Raw genomic sequence first — 18,708 nt, 5'->3', positions numbered from 1 at the left:
CTCGCCGCAATCAGGGACGAGCTTCGCTCGCGTTTATCAGGCTCGCCCGTCGGCTCGCACATCGCCTGCAAACAGCCCACTGGACTGTTTGCTTTACGGCGATGTCCTCAAAGAGGGGAGCCATAAGCCCATGCCGGCCCGCCGCTACTCCTTGACGGAGCCTTCGGAGCTGTTCATGATCTGCTTCTGGAAGACGAAGAACAGCACGGCCACGGGGATGGTCATGACCACGGCCGCCGCGAGCTTGACTGGGTACTGGTTGCCCTGCGAGAGCTGGCCGCTGGCGAGCGAGGCCACGCCCTTGGTCAAGGTGGTCAGCGACGAGGACTGCGTGGAGACGATGAAGTGCGAGAGCTCGTTCCACGATCCCTGGAAGGACAGGATCGAGATGGTCACGAGCGCCGGTCGGGCCATCGGCAGCACGATCGACCAGAAGATGCGGAAGGTGCCCGCTCGGTCGATCATCGCCTGCTCCTCCACGGAACGCGGGATGGATTCGAAGAAGTTCTTCATGATGAACACACCGGCGGCGTCGATGAGCAGCGGCAGGATCATGCCCGCGTAGCTGTCGTAGATGCCCAGGGACTTGATGATGAGGAACTTGGGGATGAGCAGCACCACCATCGGCACGCTCATCACCGCCAGCAGCAGGTTGAAGATGAGGTTGCGTCCGCGGAAATCGATGCGGGCGAGCGCGTAGCCGGCCAGCGAGTCGAAGAAGACGCGGCCGAGGGTCACCACGATCGTCACGATGAACGAGTTCTTGAACCAGACCGGGAAGTCGGAGTTGAGGAACAGCTTCTGGTAGGCGGCGGTCGTCCAGATCTCCGGGACCAACGAGACCGGGTTGGCGGTGGCGTCCGCGTCGGTCTTGAAGGAGGTGGCCACCTGCGTGACGAACGGCATGATGTAGATCAGCGCCAGCACGATCAGGATGAGGTACAGGATGACGCCGCTGTCGCGGAATCGTTTGAACCAGGAGACGTTGTTGGTCTTGTTCATTGCCGTCACTCCTTTCCTGCGACTGTTGCGGTGGCGGTCGCGGTCGCCGCGTGCTTGCCCGCACGGCACGCACCCAGCGACATGACCTCGGCCTTGGTCATGGACCGGGCCTCGGCCTTCATGGCCTCGTAGTCGGCGCGCTTGCGGCGGGACATCTTCTTGTCCTTCATGACCCAGCGCTGGATCCAGGTCATCACGATGATGATGACAAACAGGATGAAGGAGATCGCGGCGCCTCGACCCCACTCCTGGCTGTTGAACGCGGCGCTGTAGGAGAGGTACGCGGTGGTGAGGGTGGTCTTGGCCGGGCCGCCCTGCGTGCCGGTGTAGATCTGGTCGAACACCTGCCAGGTGCCGATGATGCCGAGCGTCACGACGGTGAAGATCGTGGGCTTGAGCTGCGGGACGGTGACCTTCCACATGCGCTGCCACGGGGTGGCGCCGTCCATGATGGCGGCCTCCTCGGTGGCCTCGCCGATGCTCTGCAGCGCGGCGATGAACATGAGCATGTACGTGCCGGAGGTGGTGAAGATCACCATGAGGATGATGGCGAACATGGCCACGGACGGACCGGCCAGCCAATCCCAGGCGCTCACGCCGAGGAAGCTGTGCTCGGTGAGCGCGGCCGGACCGTTCTTGACGCCGAACGCGCCGAGCAGGAGATGGATGATGCCCTGCGGGTCGTTGAACCAATTCGGGCCGTTGACGCCGAACCACTTGAGCATGGCGTTGATCGGGCCGGCCGCGTTGAACAGGAACAGCCACAGCACGGTGATGGCCACGGAGCTGGTGACGGAGGGGAAGTAGAAGGCGGTACGGAAGAAGCCGCGGGCCTTGAGGATTTTGCGGTTGAGCATCACCGCGAGCGCCAGGGAGAGGAGCGTCTGCAGCGGAACCACGATGAGCGTGTACCAAGCGTTGTTGCGCAGGGCCGTGCCGAAGTCGCTCTGGGCGAGTCCCGGCTTGGCGAGGACGTCGGTGTAGTTCTCGGCACCCACGAAGCTCACGTTGCCGCCGAACGGGGTGCCGCGGCCGGTCCAGTCGGACACGCTCACCCACAGGGCCATGAGGATGGGGACGAACATGAACACGCCGAGGATCACGATCATCGGCAGGCAGAACAGCCAGCCGGAGATCTCCTGGCCCGTGCGGTCGATGTGCTGGCGTGGGACCTTCCGCGCCCGCCCCTTGCGCGGGGTTGCCGCCTGTGATGCAGACATGCTTCAACTCCTTTGTTGATGGAGGTTCCGTGTGTGGTGTGTTGGCTCTCCTGCAATTGCGGACGAACTTCGTTCGCGTTTTGCTGGCTCGACTGTCGTCTCGCACATTGCCTACAAACAGCTCTGCTGTTTGCTTCACGGCAATGTCCTCAGAGAGGGGAGCCAACACACCAGGCGGAAACTACTGCAGGATGGCTTCGAGGTTGGTCTGGGTCTTGTCCAGGATCGTCTTGGGATCGCCGGTCTTCAGGCCTTCGAGCTGGGCGTTGAAGTCGGTGACCACGTCGGCGGCGCCCTTGGCGGTCGGCACGGTGACGGAGTAGTCAAGGCCGTCCATGAAGGCGGAGAGATCCGGGAACTCGCCCTTCCAGGTGTCGGCGAGGGTCTTGGTGGCGGGCATGATGCCGAACGCCTTGGCGAAGCCCATCACCACATCGTCGCTGGTGAGGTACTCGACGAGGTCGATGGCGCCCTGCTGGTTCTTGCTGTCGGCCGCGATGCCCCAGCCGTTGGTGAAGTGCATGGTGCCCTTGCCGGCCGGGCCCTCGGGCAGGGCCACCACCTTGTACTTGACGTCCGGGTAGTCGGCGGACAGGCCACCGGTGATCCAGTTGCCCTCGATGGTCATGGCGGCCTTCTTGGAGCCGAAGGCCTCGCCGCCCCAGCCGGTGCCGAGGTCGGAGGCGTACTTCACGGTGCCGGTGTCGAGCAGGTCCTTGACTTCCGTCAGGCCCTTGAGGGACTCGTCCGTGTTGGCGATGGCCTTGGAGCCGTCGTCGCTGACCAGGCCGCCGCCGGCCTGCTTGAGGAACACGCCGATGCGGGCGTACTCGCCGTTGAAGGCCAGGCCCACGTGGTCGTCATTGGTGAGCTTCTTGGCCACGTCGGCCAGCTCGTCCCAGGTGGTCGGGTAATCGGCGTCGGTCAGGCCGGCTTCGGACCACATGTCGGTGTTGATGACCAGCTGCAGGGTGGAGACGTCCTTCGGGGCCGCGTAGAGCTTGCCGTCGTAGGTGAAGGTCTGCAGGAGGTTGTCGTAGAAGTCGCCCTTGTTCTTGAGCTGGTCGCCGTAGGCCAGGAGGGATCCGTTGGAGGCATAGCCGGCGAGCTGCTCGGGGGCCAAGTAGAACACGTCGGCCGGGTCACCGCCGGCGAAGCCCTGGGAAAGCTGCTGGGCCAGGTCGTTGGCCACCTGCACGGTGGCCTTGGTGCCGGACTTCTCGGACCAGGCTGCCACGGCGTCCTTGACGGCCTTGGTCTCGGTGTCGCCGGAGGAGCCGATCAGCACAGTGAGCTCCTGCGAGCTGTCGCTGGTGGGCTTGTCCGAGCTCGCGTTGTCATCGAAGCCGCTTCCGCCGCCGCAGCCGGCCAGCAGGGTCAGCACGGCAACCGAGGCCGCGGTGATCATCGTGAGCTTGTTCCTGTTCCTCATCTTGGGGTCCTTTCCTTCCGAGCGTCGCGCCCGTCCATGTCTTCATCACCATTGTTCGGTTGTAGCGCCCATTAGAACGTTCAAAATCTGTTCCATAGCTTCACCGCGAACCTTTCGGTCCATACGCGGCTAGACTCGGGAGCTCCGGCGATTGACATCAACGTTGCACGTCACTCGCTGGAATTTTTACGTTCTAATAAGTGGTTATATAATAAACACCAACACCGAAATCTGTCAAATCCGGTACGCTTGTTGGAACGAACCAACGACGGAACCGCACGGCAGGCACCGACGCCCCGGCTTGCAACCGAGCCGATCTCATGAAGGGACACACCATGGTCAGCATCAAGGACGTTGCCAAGGACGCCGGCGTTTCGCCGCAGACCGTATCCAACTGCATCAACAACCCCTCCATCGTCAAACCGGCCACGCGCAAACTGGTCGAAGCCTCCATCGACCGGCTCAACTACACCCCCAACGCCTCGGCCCGACGCCTGCGCACCCAACGCAGCAACACCATCGGCATCGGTATCGCGCCGGTCAGCTACTCGCAGGTCTACGACCGGTTCCTGCACGCGCTCGTCACCGAGGCCGACGCCAACGACATCCGCGTGATCCTGTACAAGACCGACTCCCAGCAGGACGAAATCCGCCAGTTCGACGCCCTGCGTGCCCGCGGTGACGTGGACTCCTTCGTGCTCACGGACACCACGCACGACGATCCACGACTCGCCTGGCTACACGAGCATCATCAACCCTTCGTGCTGTTCGGCCGGCCGTGGGGCGCCGACGATATGAACGACCCGGCCACGCCGTGGGTGGACGTGGACGGCCATTACGGCATCGCGGAGATGACCCAGCACCTCATCCTGCACGGCCGCAAGCACATCGGATTCATCGGCTGGCCGGGCGTGTCCGGCACCGGCATGGATCGATACGCCGGCTGGAGGGATGCCATGCTGGGCGCGCGCATGGCCGGCCCGGACGAGCTCGGGCAGCTTTACGAGGAGGCCAAAAACGACATCCTCTCCGGACAGACCGCCTGCATCGCGCTGCTGGACCGGCGGCCGGACATGGACGCCATCGTCTGCGTGAGCGATACGCTTGCCATCGGCGCGGCCACCGTGCTGCCGAGCGACACGGACATCATCATCACCGGTTTCGACGACACGGTTTCCGCGCGTTCGATGGGACTGTCCAGCATCGCGCAGCCGCTCATCGAAAGCGCGCGGCACATCGTGCGCATCACGCAGGAGCAGTTCGTCGCGCCGGCGGCCGGGCATTCGGGCCACGACGCCGCCGACGGTCGGCGAATCGGCGTTACGGCTGACGCTTCACCGACCGACGACCGGCACGTACTGCTCAGGCCGACCCTGGTCATCCGCTGATCGTTCGGCGGTTCGGGATTCATGGACTACGCTTAGGAGCTATGGAACTTCACGTTTTGAACCACCCGCTGGTCGAGCACAAGCTCACCGTGCTGCGCGACAAGAACACCCACTCCTCCACCTTCCGCGAGCTCATTTCCGAGCTCGTGATGCTCGAGGCCTACGAGGCCACCCGCGACCTGTCGGTCGTGTCCACGCCGATCGAGACCCCGGTCGCCCCGATGACCGGCAAGAAGCTGGCCGAGCCGCGCCCGATCATCGTGCCGGTGCTGCGCGCCGGTCTGGGCATGCTTGACGGCATGACCCGCCTGCTGCCGACCGCCGAAGTGGGCTTCCTCGGCATGAAGCGCGATGAGGAGCACCCCACCCAGCAGATCACCTACGCGAACCGTCTGCCCGATGACCTCACCGGCCGTCAGTGCTTCCTCATCGACCCGATGCTCGCCACCGGCGGCACGCTGGTCGCCGCCACGCATTACCTGGCCGAGCGCGGCGCCAAGGACGTCACCGCCATCAACATCATCGCCGCCCCGGAGGGCATCAAGTACGTCGAGGAGCACATCGACCCGTCCATCGACTTCAAGGTCGTGGTCTGCGCGGTCGACGAGAAGCTCAACGACAAGTGCTACATCGTGCCGGGACTTGGCGACGCCGGCGACCGCCTCTACGGCGTCATCGATTAACGGAGCGTCCTCGGCGTTGCTCCTCAGTCGCGGTACCTTGGTACCGCTTTCTTCGGTGCGCCTTGAGGCCGCACACGTTAATCAATGCCGCACGATTATCGGCTGACACCTTTTGGCTCCCCTCTCTGAGGGGAGCTGTCCGTGAAACGGACTGAGGGGAGTTCTTACGAGACGCGCTCCCCTCAGTCACCTACGGTGACAGCTCCCCTCAGAGAGGGGAGCCAATATGACGGAAACACCATATGCAAATCGACATCATTGCGCCGGGGCGCGTGAAGGAGCGCTACCTGCGCGACGCCATCGACGAATATTCCAAGCGGCTTTCGCGCTACTGCAAGCTCAACATCATCGAGGTTGCTGACGAGAAAACGCCCGAGCACGCTTCCGAAGGCGTGGAGCGGCAAATCAAGGCCAAGGAGGGCGAGCGCATCGCCAAGCACCTGCGCGACAACGCCTTCGTGATCGCGCTGGCCATCGACGGCAAGCAACTGTCCAGCGAGGAGCTGGCCGCGAAAATCAACGATTTGGGCTTGCGCGGCATCAGCCATATCCAGCTGGTGATCGGCGGTTCCATCGGACTTGACGACGCGATTCTGCGCCGTGCCGACTTCAAGCTGAGCTTTTCGAAGATGACCTTCCCGCACCAGCTCATGCGCGTGATCCTGCTCGAGCAGGTCTACCGCGCGTATAAGATCAACGCCGGCGAGCCGTATCACAAGTAGCGGGCGCCTACCCATGGTGTAGTAAAAGTCCCATGGTGTAGGGAGCGGTTTTTACGAATCGGCGGAATTCCGCCATTCTCGCTCCCTACATCATGGGACTTTTACTACACCATGCGCAATTCCCTACACCATGGGATGCTCACCATGGGGACGTTCATGTCACTGCGCGTCGGGCACGAACGCCTCGAAGATGTGGCGGTCGAAGTACCGGTCGCACTTGGCGAGCTCGTCGGAGCTGCGCACGGTCCACGAGACCGCGGTCGCACCCATCGAACGGGCCAGACGGACCTGCGGCGAGGAGCCGCCCGTCCAGTCGTAGGCCACGAAATCGGGGCGGGACAGCCAATCGAACGCCAGCAGGCCGGCGGCCCATTCGGCGGGACCGTTCTCCTGCAGCTTGGCCGGCCAGCTCAACTGACCGCGGCACACCTCGGGGTGGTGTTCCTTGTACCAGTTCACCGCGCCCGGGTGGAAGGATTCAATGACGTACGGGCCGTCATAATCGGCGAGCAGGGCATGGCCCTTCTCCATCAGCTCCTCGGTGCGCGCGTTCCAGGCGGCGTTGTCGCTGAACTTGTACTCCACGATGAGCGGCGCACGGCCGGCCACCACGGCCAGCACATCGGAGAACAGCGGCACGTGCTGGTAGTAGCCTTCGGGCGCGGCGGACGGCGTGACCACCAGCGGCGGGTTCTGCTCGGCACCCGGCAGCGGCGCGGCCTTGAGATCGCCGGGTTTGCCGTTCGGGAAGAGCGGGATGCGGGTCAGCTCGTCGTAGGTCAGGTCCTCGATGCGGCGCGGATCGCCGGCCACACGCATCAGGTCGGCGTCATGGACCACGACCACCTGACCGTCGAGCGTGAGCTGCAAATCGAGTTCGATGCCGTAGCCGGCCTCGCAGGCGGCGGCGAAGGCGGCCAGCGAGTTCTCGGGGGCGAGCGGGCCGGTCACGTCGGCCGAACCGTAGCCGGCCTTGAGCGCCATCTCGCGGGCGAGCGCCACGTATTCCTTGTTCTCGGCCATGGAGAGGGCGGTGGAGTCGGCCTGCGCGCTGACCGGGTTGTCGCCGCCGTACGACTCCAGATCATCGGCGCTGACCAGGCCGGAACCGGCGTCGTGCAGGCCACGGTGCGCGTACCAGACGTCCGGGATGGAGGGCACGAAGTTGCGGCGTTTGTCATTGAACGTGCGCGGGGCGAGGGCCCACACGGCGGCACCTGCGGCGGCGACGCCGGCCAGAGCCGCATTCCTCAAGAATTTCGACATTACGATCCTTCCGTTGCGGTGGTATCAGATTACCGCCGCTCCCCTATTCACCGGCATGCGAAGTCCATGAACGTTCGATGAATTCGGACGCCGATCAGGGAGACGATGATCGCGATTCCGTTGGCCTCCATTGACCTCCGTCGGCATCGCATATCCGGCGTGCCGGACGCGGCCCAATTGCGTCACAACGCGGATGCCAGCCAATCCGGAGTGGTGGGAGCTACCGGGTCGAGCGCCCGGTCGGGGTGGTCGGCGCGTAGCGGCGCCCAGCTGAAACCGTCCAGCAGTTCGTCGGCCCGGCACGGTTCGGGCGTGGGTTTCGCGCGCAGCAACCAGGCGCAGTAGCCGATGATCTGTTCGGGGGTGACGCCGCGGGCGCGCAGGGCGCCCAGATCCAGCGAACGTTCGCGTTTGGCGAGGCGACGGCCGGCCGCGTTGTCGATAAGCGGCAGGTGCGCGTAGGTGGGGCTGATTGGGGACTGCCGGTGGGCCGGCGCGTCATCGCATTCCGGCTCGAAGCCGCCGGCGAGCAGGCACCGTCGAATCCACATCTGCAGGGCGGTGGATCGCAGCAGGTCACGGCCGCGAACGATGTCATCGACGCCCATGTCCAAATCGTCGACCACGACGACCAACTGGTAGCCGAACAGGCCATCGGCCCGGCGGATCACCGAATCACCCACCTCGCGAGGTAGATCGTAGCGTTGCGGGCCGTAGACGCAATCGTCAAATCGGGCGACGGTTTCCTCATCCGCCTCCTCCCCCGCCTCGGGCATGGCGATGCGCAGGGAGTGCCGGTCGCCGTGGGCCAGTCGCTCGCGAACCTCGTCGGGGTGGTCACGCAGCAAGCGGCGGCAGGTGCCGGGATAGACCATGAATCCGTCGCCCTCGTTGGGGGCCGAGGCGGCGCGGATGTCCGCACGCGAGCAGAAGCACGGGTAGACCACGCCGGCCGAGCGCAGGCATTCGAGCGCGTACTCATAGCGTTCAGTGCGGCGGGATTGGAACATGGGTTCGGCGTTGTCCCAGTCGAGGCCGAGCCAGTGCAGGTCGTCCATCATGAGCCGGTCGGCACCGGCGATCACGCGCGGCTTGTCCACGTCCTCGATGCGCAACAGCATACGTTCGCCGCGCGCACGGGCGGACAGCCACGCGCCCAGCATGGCGTACACGTTGCCGATGTGCATGCGTCCCGACGGCGTGGGCGCGAATCGTCCGGTCATGGCTTTCCCTTTCGTGTGTAACGTTCGCAGCTTCCTGACACAGTATTCACCGACATGTACCGCACGGAAAGCCTGGCCCCTGTCCAATCAAGATTGGCATGACCCTTGTTCTTGGCCAACAAAAAATGGTGGCTGCGGGAATCCGCAACCACCATTTTCGGGGTTCATACCGGCATCGACGTCAATCGAGCCGGCGCAATCACCGTCACTTGTCGGCGGTGACGTTGTCCACGTTCACGTCCGGGTCGTCGCCGACGATCTGGTCGCTCGCCCAGGCGGAGAGCTCCAGATGCTCGCCGCCGGTCTGGTCGACCAGCACGGTGTCGCCGTCGTGGACCTTGCCGGCCAGCAGCATGCGGGCCAGCTGGTCGCCCACCTCGGTCTGCACCAGGCGGCGCAGCGGACGGGCGCCATAGGCCGGGTCGTAGCCGGTGTTGGCCAGCCACTCGCGGGCGGAGTCGGTCACGTCGAGCGTGATGCGACGGTCGGTCAGGCGCTGGGCCACGGACTTGACCTGGATGTCCACGATGCCGCCCAGCTCCTCGCGGGTGAGCGGGTGGAACATGACGATGTCGTCCAGACGATTCAGGAACTCCGGCTTGAAGTTCATGTGGACCGCGTCCATCACGGCCTTCTTCTTGGCGTCCGGATCCATGTCCTCGTTCACCAGGAACTGCGAGCCGAGGTTGGAGGTCATGATCAGAATCGTGTTCTTGAAGTCCACGGTCCTGCCCTGGCCATCGGTCAGACGGCCGTCATCGAGCACCTGCAGCAGCACGTCGAAGATCTCGGGGTTGGCCTTCTCGACCTCGTCGAACAGCACCACGGAATACGGACGACGACGCACGGCCTCGGTCAGCTGGCCGCCCTGCTCGTAGCCCACGTAGCCGGGGGCCGCGCCGATCAGGCGGGACACGGACGCCTTCTCCATGTACTCGGACATGTCGATGCGCACCATGGCCTTCTCGTCGTCGAACAGGAAGTCCGCGAGCGCCTTGGCGAGCTCGGTCTTGCCCACGCCGGTGGGGCCGAGGAACAGGAACGAGCCGGTCGGGCGGTTCGGGTCGGAGATGCCGGCACGCGAGCGGCGCACGGCGTCGGACACGGCCTGGATGGCCTCCTTCTGACCGATCACGCGCTTGCCGAGGTAGTCCTCCATGTGCAGGAGCTTCTCGTTCTCGCCCTGCATCAAGCGGCCGACGGGGATGCCGGTCCAGTCGGAGACGATCTCGGCCACGGAGTCGGCGTCCACGCGATCCGGAACCATCGGCTCGTTGGCCGGGTCGGCGGAACCGGTGTCCTTGGACTCGGCGTCCGCGTTCTCGGCGGCGGAGAGTTCCTTCTGAATCGACGGAATCTCGCCGTAGAGAATCCTCGAGGCTTCGGCCAGGTTGCCCTCGCGGGTGAACTTGTCCGCCTGCACGCGCAGGTCATCGAGCTTGGCGCGCAGCTCGCCCACCTTGTTATGGCCGGCCTGCTCCGCATCCCAACGCGCCTTGAGGCCGCTGAGCTTCTCACGGGTGTCCGCGAGTTCGGCCTGCAGCTTGCCCAAGCGTTCCTTGGATGCCGGATCCTCGGCCTTCTTGAGCTGCATCTCCTCCATCTCGAGACGGGTCACCTTGCGCTGCAGCTCATCGATCTCCTCCGGGGAGGAATCGAGCTCCATACGCAGGTGCGCGGCGGCCTCATCGACCAGATCGATGGCCTTGTCGGGCAGCTGACGGCCAGAGATGTACCGGTTGGACAGGGTGGCGGCCGCGACCAGCGCGTCGTCGCCGATCGTGACCTTGTGGTGCGCCTCGTAACGCTGCTTCAGGCCACGCAGGATGGCGATGGTGTCCTCCACGGACGGCTCGCCCACGTACACCTGCTGGAAACGACGCTCCAGCGCCGGGTCCTTCTCGATGTTTTCGCGGTACTCGTCCAGGGTGGTCGCGCCAATCAGGCGCAGTTCGCCACGGGCCAGCATCGGCTTGAGCATGTTGCCGGCGTCCATGGAGCCTTCGGCGGCACCCGCGCCCACGATGGTGTGGATCTCATCGATGAACGTGATGATCTGGCCGTTGGCGTTCTTGATCTCGTTGAGGACGGCCTTCAGGCGCTCCTCGAACTCGCCACGGTACTTCGAGCCGGCAACCATCGAGCCCAGGTCAAGGCTGATAAGCTTCTTGCCCTGCAGGGTGGTGGGCACGTCGCCCGCCACGATACGCTGGGCCAGGCCCTCCACGACGGCGGTCTTGCCCACGCCGGGCTCGCCAATCAGCACCGGGTTGTTCTTGGTACGACGGGACAGGATCTGGATCACACGGCGGATCTCCTGGTCACGGCCGATCACCGGGTCAAGCTTGCCTTCCTTGGCGGCGGCGGTCAGGTCCGTGGAGTACTTCTCCAGGGCCTTGTACGAGCCTTCCGCGTCCGGACTGGTCACCTTGGCACCGCCGCGCACGCTCGGCACAGCCTTGCGCAGGGCCGCCGCGGTGACGCCGTTCTTCTCCAGGATCTCGGCCGACTGGTTCGGCTTGCTGGCCGCGATGCCGATGAGCAGGTGCTCGGTGGAGACGTATTCGTCGCCCATGGCCTGCATTTCCTTCTCGGCCTGCGCGATGGCGGCGGTCAGCTGACGGCTGGCCTGCGGCTGCGAGGTGGTGGAGCCGGAGGCGCTGGGCAGCGCGACCAAGGCGTTGCGCACGGCGGCGCCGATGGCCTGCGCGTTGCCGCCCGCGGCCTCGATGAGCGAGCGCACCACGCCGTTCTCCTGGCGCAGCAGCGCATCCATCACATGCAGGGTCTCAACCTGCGCGTTTCCTGCGGCGGACGCACTCTGAATGGCGTCGCCGACGGCCTCTTGGGCCATGGTGGTGAACTTCTGTTCCATGATGTGTTCCTCCAAAGTCTTCTTGTATGCCCGTTCACGGGGCCGTGCGGCCGGATTGCCGGACCTTGCGGCCCGGCCGAACCCGACCACGCGCCCTCACGGGTATTCGTGTCATGTTCTGATTGGTTCAACCCGTCTGCCGCCCATTCTATTCCCAAAAGTTGAGCGAGGGTGACTCAAGTTTTGCATCGCGGCTGTAGCGGCGGCCCCGAGTCCCATCGTCGCCGCCATTCCGAGCAGCCACCACGTGAGCGCGACGGGCGCATCATGCACGCCCGCTCCTAGACTGTGCAACCAGCGGCCTTCGCCGACGGGCGAGACAGAGAGAAGCACATCATGATTTTCCAATCCGGCGCGCTGCTGCTCGCCATCATCGTCCCCTACCTACTCAAGCACCTGCATATCTTCGGCGAGCGCGACTACAAGGTGGCGCAGGGACTGGTGTTCAACCTCACGCTGCCGTGCGCGATCATCCTCTCGTTCGCCACCAACAAGCACGACATGCGCATGCTGTGGATCGTGCTGTTCGGCTTCTTCGCGTGCGCGATCCCGCTGTTCATCGTCTATCTCGGCTCGCGCGGCGACGAGAAGAACTACCGCGCCTTCCAGATGCTCAACGCCTCGGGCCTGAACCTGGGCGCGTTCTGCCTGCCGGTGGTGCAGACGTTCATGGGCGCCTCGGCCGGCCTGCCCATCATCATGCTGGATATCGGCAACGCCACGGTGGCCACGGCCGGTTCCCTGACCATCACCCGCACGCTACTGAAGATGGACGAGAACTTCAAGTCGTTGCCGTTGAGCCTGCGCCTACGCAACATCGCGCGTGATTTCCTGGGCTCGATTTCGTTCGACATCTACATGCTGATGCTGGTGTTCATGTTCCTGCACATCACGATTCCGCAGCCCATCGTGACGCTGATCACCCCGTTCGCCAACGCGAACGCCTTCTGTGCGATGGCCATGATCGGCCTGATGATGGAGATTCCGGACAATCGCAAGGATCGCATGGAACTGCTCAAAGTGATCGGCTGGCGTGCGGTGTTCGGCGTGATCATCGCTGTGGCCGCATGGTTCCTGCTGCCATTCAGCATGCGCATCAGGGAGATCATCGTGCTGGGCGCCTTCGCCCCGATCACGATCTTCTCCACCAAGTTCACCGACTCGCTCACCGGCAACGCCAAGCTCGCCGGCTTCTCCCTGACCGTGACGGCGATTATCAGCCTCGTGGTGATGACCGCACTGCACGCCGTGTTGCCGAGCTGACTCTCGGCTCCCCTCGCCGAGGGGAGCTGTCGAACGAAGTGAGACTGAGGGGAGTCGCAGCGCATTCCGGCAGATTCTCCCTCAGTCGCCTACAGTGACAGCCCGGCAGCAACCACGGACGGGCTTACGCCCGCATTCTGCCGGCCTGTCGCCTCGCACGCCATGAAGCCGGACGGACCGCCGGACTGTCCGCTTCACGGCGTCGTTTACTCGCGCGGCACGCGGTCGGCGTGCGGCGGCAGGGCCGGCGGGGTCGGGATGCCTTCGTGCACGAGGTTCCACGGCGAGGGGAAGTTCGCCACCGGCACCTCGATGAGCGTGGGCGTGCGGCTGGCGAGCGCCTTCTCCAGTTCACGGCCCAGCTCCTCCGGGTCGAAGACGCGCGCGTGGGCGATGCCGAACGCCTCGGCGAGCTTCATGTAATCCGGGTCCGTGAGGTCGGAGGAGAACACGCGGCCGCCGTAGTTGCCGTTCTGGATGCGGCGCACGTTGCCGTAATAGCCGTCGTTGAACACCACGGTCGCCACGGCCAGACCGAAGCGGCGCATGGTGGACAGCTCCTGCATGGTCCAGGAGAAGCCGCCATCGCCGTTCACGGAGACCACACGGCGGTCCGGGGCCGCGGCCTGCACGCCGAGCGAGGTGGCGAAGCCGAAGCCGAGCGTGCCCTCGTAGCCGGGGCCGATGTAGGTCTCGGGGCTGTGACGCGGCATGCAGATGGCGGCCGCATAGCCGATCTGCGTGTATTCGCTGACGAACACGCCGTCCTTGCCGAGCACGCGGCCGATGACGTTGAGGTATTCGCGCTGTGGGTCGAGCTGGGCGAGGGTCTTGTCGCTCCAGTCGCGGGCGGCGGCGATTTCCGCGGCCCGGTCGCCCGGCTGGTAGTCGAGGCCGTCCGGGCCGAGCAGGGTGATGAGCCCCGCCAGTGCGGGCTTGGCGTCCGCGTACACGGCGATTTCGGGGTGACGAGGGCCGGTCAGGTCCGCCTCGTCCGCGTTGATGCAGATGTACGGCACGTCGTTCACGTTGAGTTCGCCGCCGAAGCTGCCCACGAAGCGCGAGCCGACCGCGATGATGAGGTCGGCGGTCTCGCGCAGCTTGCGGAAGACCACCTGGTCGAAGGCCAGCGGGTCGTCGGCGTCGATGTCGCCGCGGCCGTTTTCGGTGACCACCACAGGGGCGCCCAGCAGATGGGCCAGCGCGGTCAGTTCCCCGGAAGCGCCGGCTGCGCGCACGCCACCGCCCGCGTAGATCAGCGGACGCTCGGCCTTGGCGATGCGCTCCGCGGCCTGCTTGAGCACATCCGCATCCGGCTGCACCGGCATGGGCTCGACGTACGGCGGAATCGCAAGGTCGGCCGGAATCGGCGCGGCGAGCACGTCCGGCGGAATCTCGAGCACCACCGGACGCGGACGGCCGCTGCGCAACTGGCGGAACGCCTCGGCAACCAGTCCGGGGATGTCCTCGGCGTTCTCGGCCAGCGCATGCCACTTGCACAGGCGGGCGATGATGCCGGTCTGGTCGGGCAGCTCGTGGAGCACGCCGTCGCCCTTGCCGATCTGGCACTTGTCCACCTGACCGCAGATGAGCAGCACGCGCGAGTTGGTGGAGTATGCGGTGGCCAGGCCGGCGAGCGCGTTGAGCACGCCCGGGCCGGGCACCACCATGCCCACGCCCTCGCGGCCGGAGCTGCGAGCGTAGCCGTCCGCCATGTAGGTCACGGCCTGTTCGTTGCGGGCGCAGATGTAATGGATTTGGCTCTTGCGGTAGTAGAGCGCGTCGCAGGCGGCGTCCAGCTGCACGCCGGGGATGCCGAAGATGGTATCCACGCCTTGGGCGATCAGGGATTCGGCGAGGGCGTCGCCGCCGGTGGTGAATCTGGTCATCGATCCTCCTCAATCAAGTGTTTTTCGGACGATGCGATCGTCCGGTAACATACACCGAGTAACTATAATAATGATTATTACGAATAAGGTTACGGGCCGGTCGGGCCATCCAGCATGTGTCGCGCACGCGCGGAAGGCGGTACGCTGGGAAGGCCGTCATGTCATCGACGCCCGGTCAAGGAGGGGAATATGACCGTCACGCAATCGGTATCCGGCACCGTGGCCGACGCCATCGAGGAGGACATCCGCGCGCGGCACCTGCCGGCGGGCCGCCGCATCGGCACCAAGACCGAGCTGCTGCAGCAGTTCAACGTGGCCCCCGCCACCCTGAACGAAGCGCTGCGCATCCTGCGCGAACGGCGGATCGTCATCGTCAAGCCCGGCCCCAAGGGCGGCATCTTCGTGGCCGATCAGCCGCCGCTGTCGCGTCTCGCCATGGAGATCGTGGACCTGAAATCACAGCGCAAAATCGACGTGAACAATGCGGTGGAGGTGCTGGACGGACTGGATACGCAGGTCATGCACGACGCGGTCCGCTGCCGCACCGAACAGGACGTGGCCGACTTGAACGCCATGCGCGAACCGCTCATCAGCCAGTGGCATACGCCGGCCAGCGAGGAGCTGAACTGGCAGCTGCACCGGCGCATCGCGGACATCACGCCGAACCTCATGCTGCGCAGCTTCTACCAGAACCTCGTGGATTACATTTTGGCCGAAGGCGCGGATCCCACGCTGGGCGTCACCGGCTTCGTGCCGGACAGCGACGACCGTCTGAAGATTCATCTGGCGCTCATCGACGTCATCGCCGACCGTGCGGATGACCGTGTGGACGCCGTCCTGCACGATCACCGCATGGTCAAGGCGTGACGGTCCGTTAGCCCGCTAGAACCGTCCGTCGCGGTAGAAGGCGGTCAGATCGGCGTCCATCGCGGCGAGCGCGGCGGCGTCCACGTAGGCCATGTGGCCGGTGGCGTACAGGCCGTAGGAGATGTTCAACTTGAGCCGCGGGGCCAGGAACAGGTGCGCGATGTCGTTGCGGGCCGAGAGGTACGGGCAGGCAAGGTCGTACTTGCCGCCCATCACCGCCACCTTGAGCAGTGGGTTGCGCCGCATGGCCGCGGAGAGGTCCAGGGCCGTGTTCGGGCAGTTCATCGGCTCGTCCACCGCGGGAGCCCGATGCATCCAGTTCCAGTTCGGCTCCACCTGCATGTTGTTGAGCACCAGATACGGGCGGTTCCACTCGTATCCGATCTCGCGCACGACGGCGCGGAAGGCGCAGGTCTCCGCGGAGTTCACGCCGGCGGTGGCAGCGTCGTTGGTGGCCGGGTCGGCGCCGCCGGAGCCCACCACGTAGTCGTTGTCCGCCACGAACCGGGCGTCGAAACGGCCGATCATCTTGCCTTCGTCGGCACGCAGCGCGGCACGGAAGTCCTCCATGTCAAGCCGCAGGTGACGGCGCAGCAGTACGCCGGCGTCCACGCCGATCAGCTCGGACAGGCGTTCGGCCACCTCGCGTTCGCGGGCGGCCGGCAGACGGTCGCCCTGAACCAGCGCGGCGGCGTAGTCGCCCAACGCGAAGTCCTCGGCACGCCGCATCAGGTCGTCGGTCACGGCGGCGTTGGCCTCCGCCGCGTCCGCACCGCCCGCGAGCGCCTTGTGGTAGGCCGCGGCGGCCGCGTACGAGGGGATGAGGTTGATGTATCCGGCGTCCGAACCGGCCTGGTCGCCCGCCCAGTCGAGCAGGTTGGAGAGCATGACCACGCCGTTCAGGTCGATGCAGCGGTTCTGGATCATGTTGGCCATGACCGCCACGCGGGTGGTGGCGTAGGATTCGCCGAACAGGTACTTCGGCGCGTTCCAGCGGCCGTTCGCGGCGATCCAGTCCACCACGGCGCGGCAGAACACGTCCGCATCCTGATCCACGCCCCACGCGCGGGAGGTGGGCACGCCGGGAGCCATGGCGGACCAGCCGGTCTCCGGGGCGTCGATGAACACCAGGTCGGAGCGGCGCAGCAGCGTGTACGGGTTGTCCTCGATGGGGTACGGCGCGGCGCCGGAGGGCAGCGGGGCCATCGAGGGGGCCTTCTTCGGACCGAAGCCGCCGGTGTTGAGCCACACGCTGGAGGAACCGGGGCCGCCGTTGAACAGGAACGTCACCGGGCGGTCCGGCCCGGCCGGGGTCGCGTCGCCGGAGACGGCGTCGGCCACGTACGAGATGACGAACAGCGAGGCGATCGGGCTGCCATCGTTCTCCCGGATGTCGAGATGGCCTGCGGTAGCGGTGTAGTCGATGGACGATTGGCCGTCCGCCCAGACCAGCTTGCGCGCGGCCGGGGTCGGGTGGGCGACGAAGCCTTCCGGGGCGGCGTTTGCCGCGACAGCCGGCGCAGCGCCGGTCGCAACGACCGGCGCAGACGTCACCGAAGCGGCGGCTGCAATCGGCTCACCCGCACAGCCCTTATCACAGGCACATCCGCAGGTTCCGCGGGATTCCTCCCCCGCCCCGCTCACTGGGCACCCCACTGTTCCGCGGCGGCCGGCAGCTCCTTGATAACGTTCGCGCAGGTCTCGATGACCAGATCGTTGGCCTCGTGCGTGCCGATGGAGATGCGGATGCCGCAGCCGGAGAACACGCGGGCGATGACGCCGGCCTCGGTGAGCTTCTCGGCCACGGCGTCGGTGAGGTCGCCCAGCTGCAGCCAGAAGTAGTTCGCGCCCGAGGGCGGCACGTGCCAGCCCTGCGCCTCAAGCGTCTCGATGATGCGGGAGCGCTCGGCGATGAGATCCTGGACGCGCACGTCAAGCTCGTCCTGGGCGTCCAGGGAGGCGATCGCGGCGGTCTGGGCCACGTCGGAGACGGCGAACGGCAGGGCCACCTTGCTCATCTCGTTGATGACCGGCACCGGGCCGATGCCGAAGCCGATGCGCAAGCCTGCCAGGCCGTACGCCTTGGAGAAGGTGTGGGCCACCACCACGTTCGGGTACTTGCGGAAGAGGTCCATGGCCACTTCGGTGTCCGGGTCGGTGTTGAACTGGTAGTAGGCCTCGTCGAAGAGCACCACCACGTCCTTCGGCACGGCCTCCATGAGCTGTTCGGCCTCCTCGCGCGAGACCGTGGTGCTGGTGGGGTTGTTCGGGTTGTTCACGATGATCAGGCGCGTGCGGTCGGTCACGGCGGCGATCATCGCGGGGATGTCGTGGCGCAGGTCGGCGGTCAGCGGCACCTCGACCGGGGTGGCGCCGGCACCGCGCACGATGATCGGGTACGCCTCGAAGCTGCGCCACGGGTAGATGACCTCGGTGCCGGGACCGGTCAGGGCGTCCACGAGCTCGGTGATGATCTCGGAGGAGCCGGCGCCCAGGATGATGGAGGCCGGGTCGACGTCGTAGCGCTTGGCGAGACGCTCGACCACCTTCCAGCCGTGCATGTCCGGGTAACGGTTCATCGAGGTCAGGGCGGACTTATCAATCGCCTCGATCACGGACGGCAGCGGGCCGTACGGGTTCTCATTGCTGGAGAGCTTGAACGCGCGACGGTCGGTCGGCGCGGGCTTGCCCTGACGGTAGACCGGGATGGACGCGAGGTCCTCCCTGTGACGGAAAGCGGCGATGCCTTCGGTGTTGGTCATGATGATTCCTTTCCTTAGTATCGGCTCCCCTCGCTGAGGGGAGCTGGCCGCGAAGCGGACTGAGGGGAGTCTCGTTACGCAAGGAACTCCCCTCAGTCTCGCATCGCTCGACAGCT

The 18,708-nt window shown here is 65.5% G+C and carries 14 protein-coding genes; 5 read left to right on the top strand and 9 right to left on the bottom strand.

Annotated elements, in window-relative coordinates:
* Nucleotides 1-144 precede the first annotated feature (144 nt).
* The 3 genes from KIH81_RS07365 to KIH81_RS07355 form a co-directional block, all read right to left on the bottom strand.
* Nucleotides 145-1,002 (bottom strand): carbohydrate ABC transporter permease, encoded by an 858-nt coding sequence (locus tag KIH81_RS07365; RefSeq protein ID WP_214304775.1) that lies wholly within the window; start codon nt 1,000-1,002, stop codon nt 145-147.
* Nucleotides 1,003-1,007: 5 nt separating this feature from the next.
* On the bottom strand, nt 1,008-2,222 hold the full coding sequence (locus KIH81_RS07360) for a carbohydrate ABC transporter permease (protein WP_214304774.1): 1,215 nt from the start codon (nt 2,220-2,222) through the stop codon (nt 1,008-1,010).
* Nucleotides 2,223-2,403: 181 nt separating this feature from the next.
* Nucleotides 2,404-3,654 carry a sugar ABC transporter substrate-binding protein gene (locus tag KIH81_RS07355; RefSeq protein WP_214304773.1) on the bottom strand — a complete coding sequence of 417 codons (1,251 nt, stop codon included), beginning with the start codon at nt 3,652-3,654 and terminating at the stop codon, nt 2,404-2,406.
* Between the two features lie 335 nt (nt 3,655-3,989).
* On the opposite strand from KIH81_RS07355, the gene KIH81_RS07350 reads away from it, so the two are divergent.
* The 3 genes from KIH81_RS07350 to rlmH all read left to right on the top strand — a co-directional run bounded on the left by KIH81_RS07350 (nt 3,990) and on the right by rlmH (nt 6,447).
* Complete coding sequence (locus tag KIH81_RS07350) at nt 3,990-5,042, top strand: LacI family DNA-binding transcriptional regulator (protein ID WP_214304772.1); 1,053 nt, start codon at nt 3,990-3,992, stop codon at nt 5,040-5,042.
* Between the two features lie 41 nt (nt 5,043-5,083).
* Nucleotides 5,084-5,725 carry a uracil phosphoribosyltransferase gene (upp, locus tag KIH81_RS07345; protein WP_109056760.1) on the top strand — a complete coding sequence of 214 codons (642 nt, stop codon included), beginning with the start codon at nt 5,084-5,086 and terminating at the stop codon, nt 5,723-5,725.
* A 242-nt stretch (nt 5,726-5,967) separates the two neighbouring features.
* Nucleotides 5,968-6,447, top strand: a complete 480-nt coding sequence (rlmH, locus tag KIH81_RS07340; RefSeq protein ID WP_109056759.1) for a 23S rRNA (pseudouridine(1915)-N(3))-methyltransferase RlmH — start codon at nt 5,968-5,970, stop codon at nt 6,445-6,447.
* 159 nt (nt 6,448-6,606) lie between these two features.
* Here rlmH and KIH81_RS07335 read toward each other — a convergent pair whose 3' ends face one another.
* The 3 genes from KIH81_RS07335 to clpB form a co-directional block, all read right to left on the bottom strand.
* Entirely contained in the window at nt 6,607-7,713 is a 1,107-nt protein-coding gene (locus KIH81_RS07335; RefSeq protein WP_214304771.1) for a glycerophosphodiester phosphodiesterase family protein, read from the bottom strand.
* Between the two features lie 182 nt (nt 7,714-7,895).
* Nucleotides 7,896-8,936 (bottom strand): tRNA glutamyl-Q(34) synthetase GluQRS, encoded by a 1,041-nt coding sequence (gene gluQRS, locus KIH81_RS07330; protein ID WP_214304770.1) that lies wholly within the window; start codon nt 8,934-8,936, stop codon nt 7,896-7,898.
* A 205-nt stretch (nt 8,937-9,141) separates the two neighbouring features.
* Nucleotides 9,142-11,811: an ATP-dependent chaperone ClpB gene (clpB, locus tag KIH81_RS07325; protein WP_214304769.1), complete on the bottom strand. Its 2,670-nt coding sequence runs from the start codon at nt 11,809-11,811 to the stop codon at nt 9,142-9,144.
* 336 nt (nt 11,812-12,147) lie between these two features.
* On the opposite strand from clpB, the gene KIH81_RS07320 reads away from it, so the two are divergent.
* Nucleotides 12,148-13,074 (top strand): AEC family transporter, encoded by a 927-nt coding sequence (locus tag KIH81_RS07320; protein WP_214304768.1) that lies wholly within the window; start codon nt 12,148-12,150, stop codon nt 13,072-13,074.
* Nucleotides 13,075-13,280: 206 nt separating this feature from the next.
* Here the strand turns inward: KIH81_RS07320 and KIH81_RS07315 are convergent, their stop codons facing one another.
* Nucleotides 13,281-14,963, bottom strand: a complete 1,683-nt coding sequence (locus KIH81_RS07315) for a thiamine pyrophosphate-dependent enzyme (protein WP_214304767.1) — start codon at nt 14,961-14,963, stop codon at nt 13,281-13,283.
* Nucleotides 14,964-15,152: 189 nt separating this feature from the next.
* Between KIH81_RS07315 and KIH81_RS07310 the strand changes: the two genes are divergently transcribed.
* Nucleotides 15,153-15,830: a FadR/GntR family transcriptional regulator gene (locus tag KIH81_RS07310; protein WP_214304766.1), complete on the top strand. Its 678-nt coding sequence runs from the start codon at nt 15,153-15,155 to the stop codon at nt 15,828-15,830.
* A 15-nt stretch (nt 15,831-15,845) separates the two neighbouring features.
* Here the strand turns inward: KIH81_RS07310 and KIH81_RS07305 are convergent, their stop codons facing one another.
* Entirely contained in the window at nt 15,846-17,384 is a 1,539-nt protein-coding gene (locus tag KIH81_RS07305) for a S10 family peptidase (protein WP_214304765.1), read from the bottom strand.
* 86 nt (nt 17,385-17,470) lie between these two features.
* On the bottom strand, nt 17,471-18,592 hold the full coding sequence (gene hisC / locus KIH81_RS07300; protein ID WP_214304764.1) for a histidinol-phosphate transaminase: 1,122 nt from the start codon (nt 18,590-18,592) through the stop codon (nt 17,471-17,473).
* Nucleotides 18,593-18,708: the final 116 nt, after the last annotated feature.

This window comes from Bifidobacterium miconisargentati (genome assembly GCF_019331675.1).
Lineage (GTDB): Bacteria > Actinomycetota > Actinomycetes > Actinomycetales > Bifidobacteriaceae > Bifidobacterium > Bifidobacterium miconisargentati.
The sequence above is the reverse complement of the archived record's forward strand: the minus strand, read 5'-3'. Positions and strand labels throughout refer to the sequence as shown.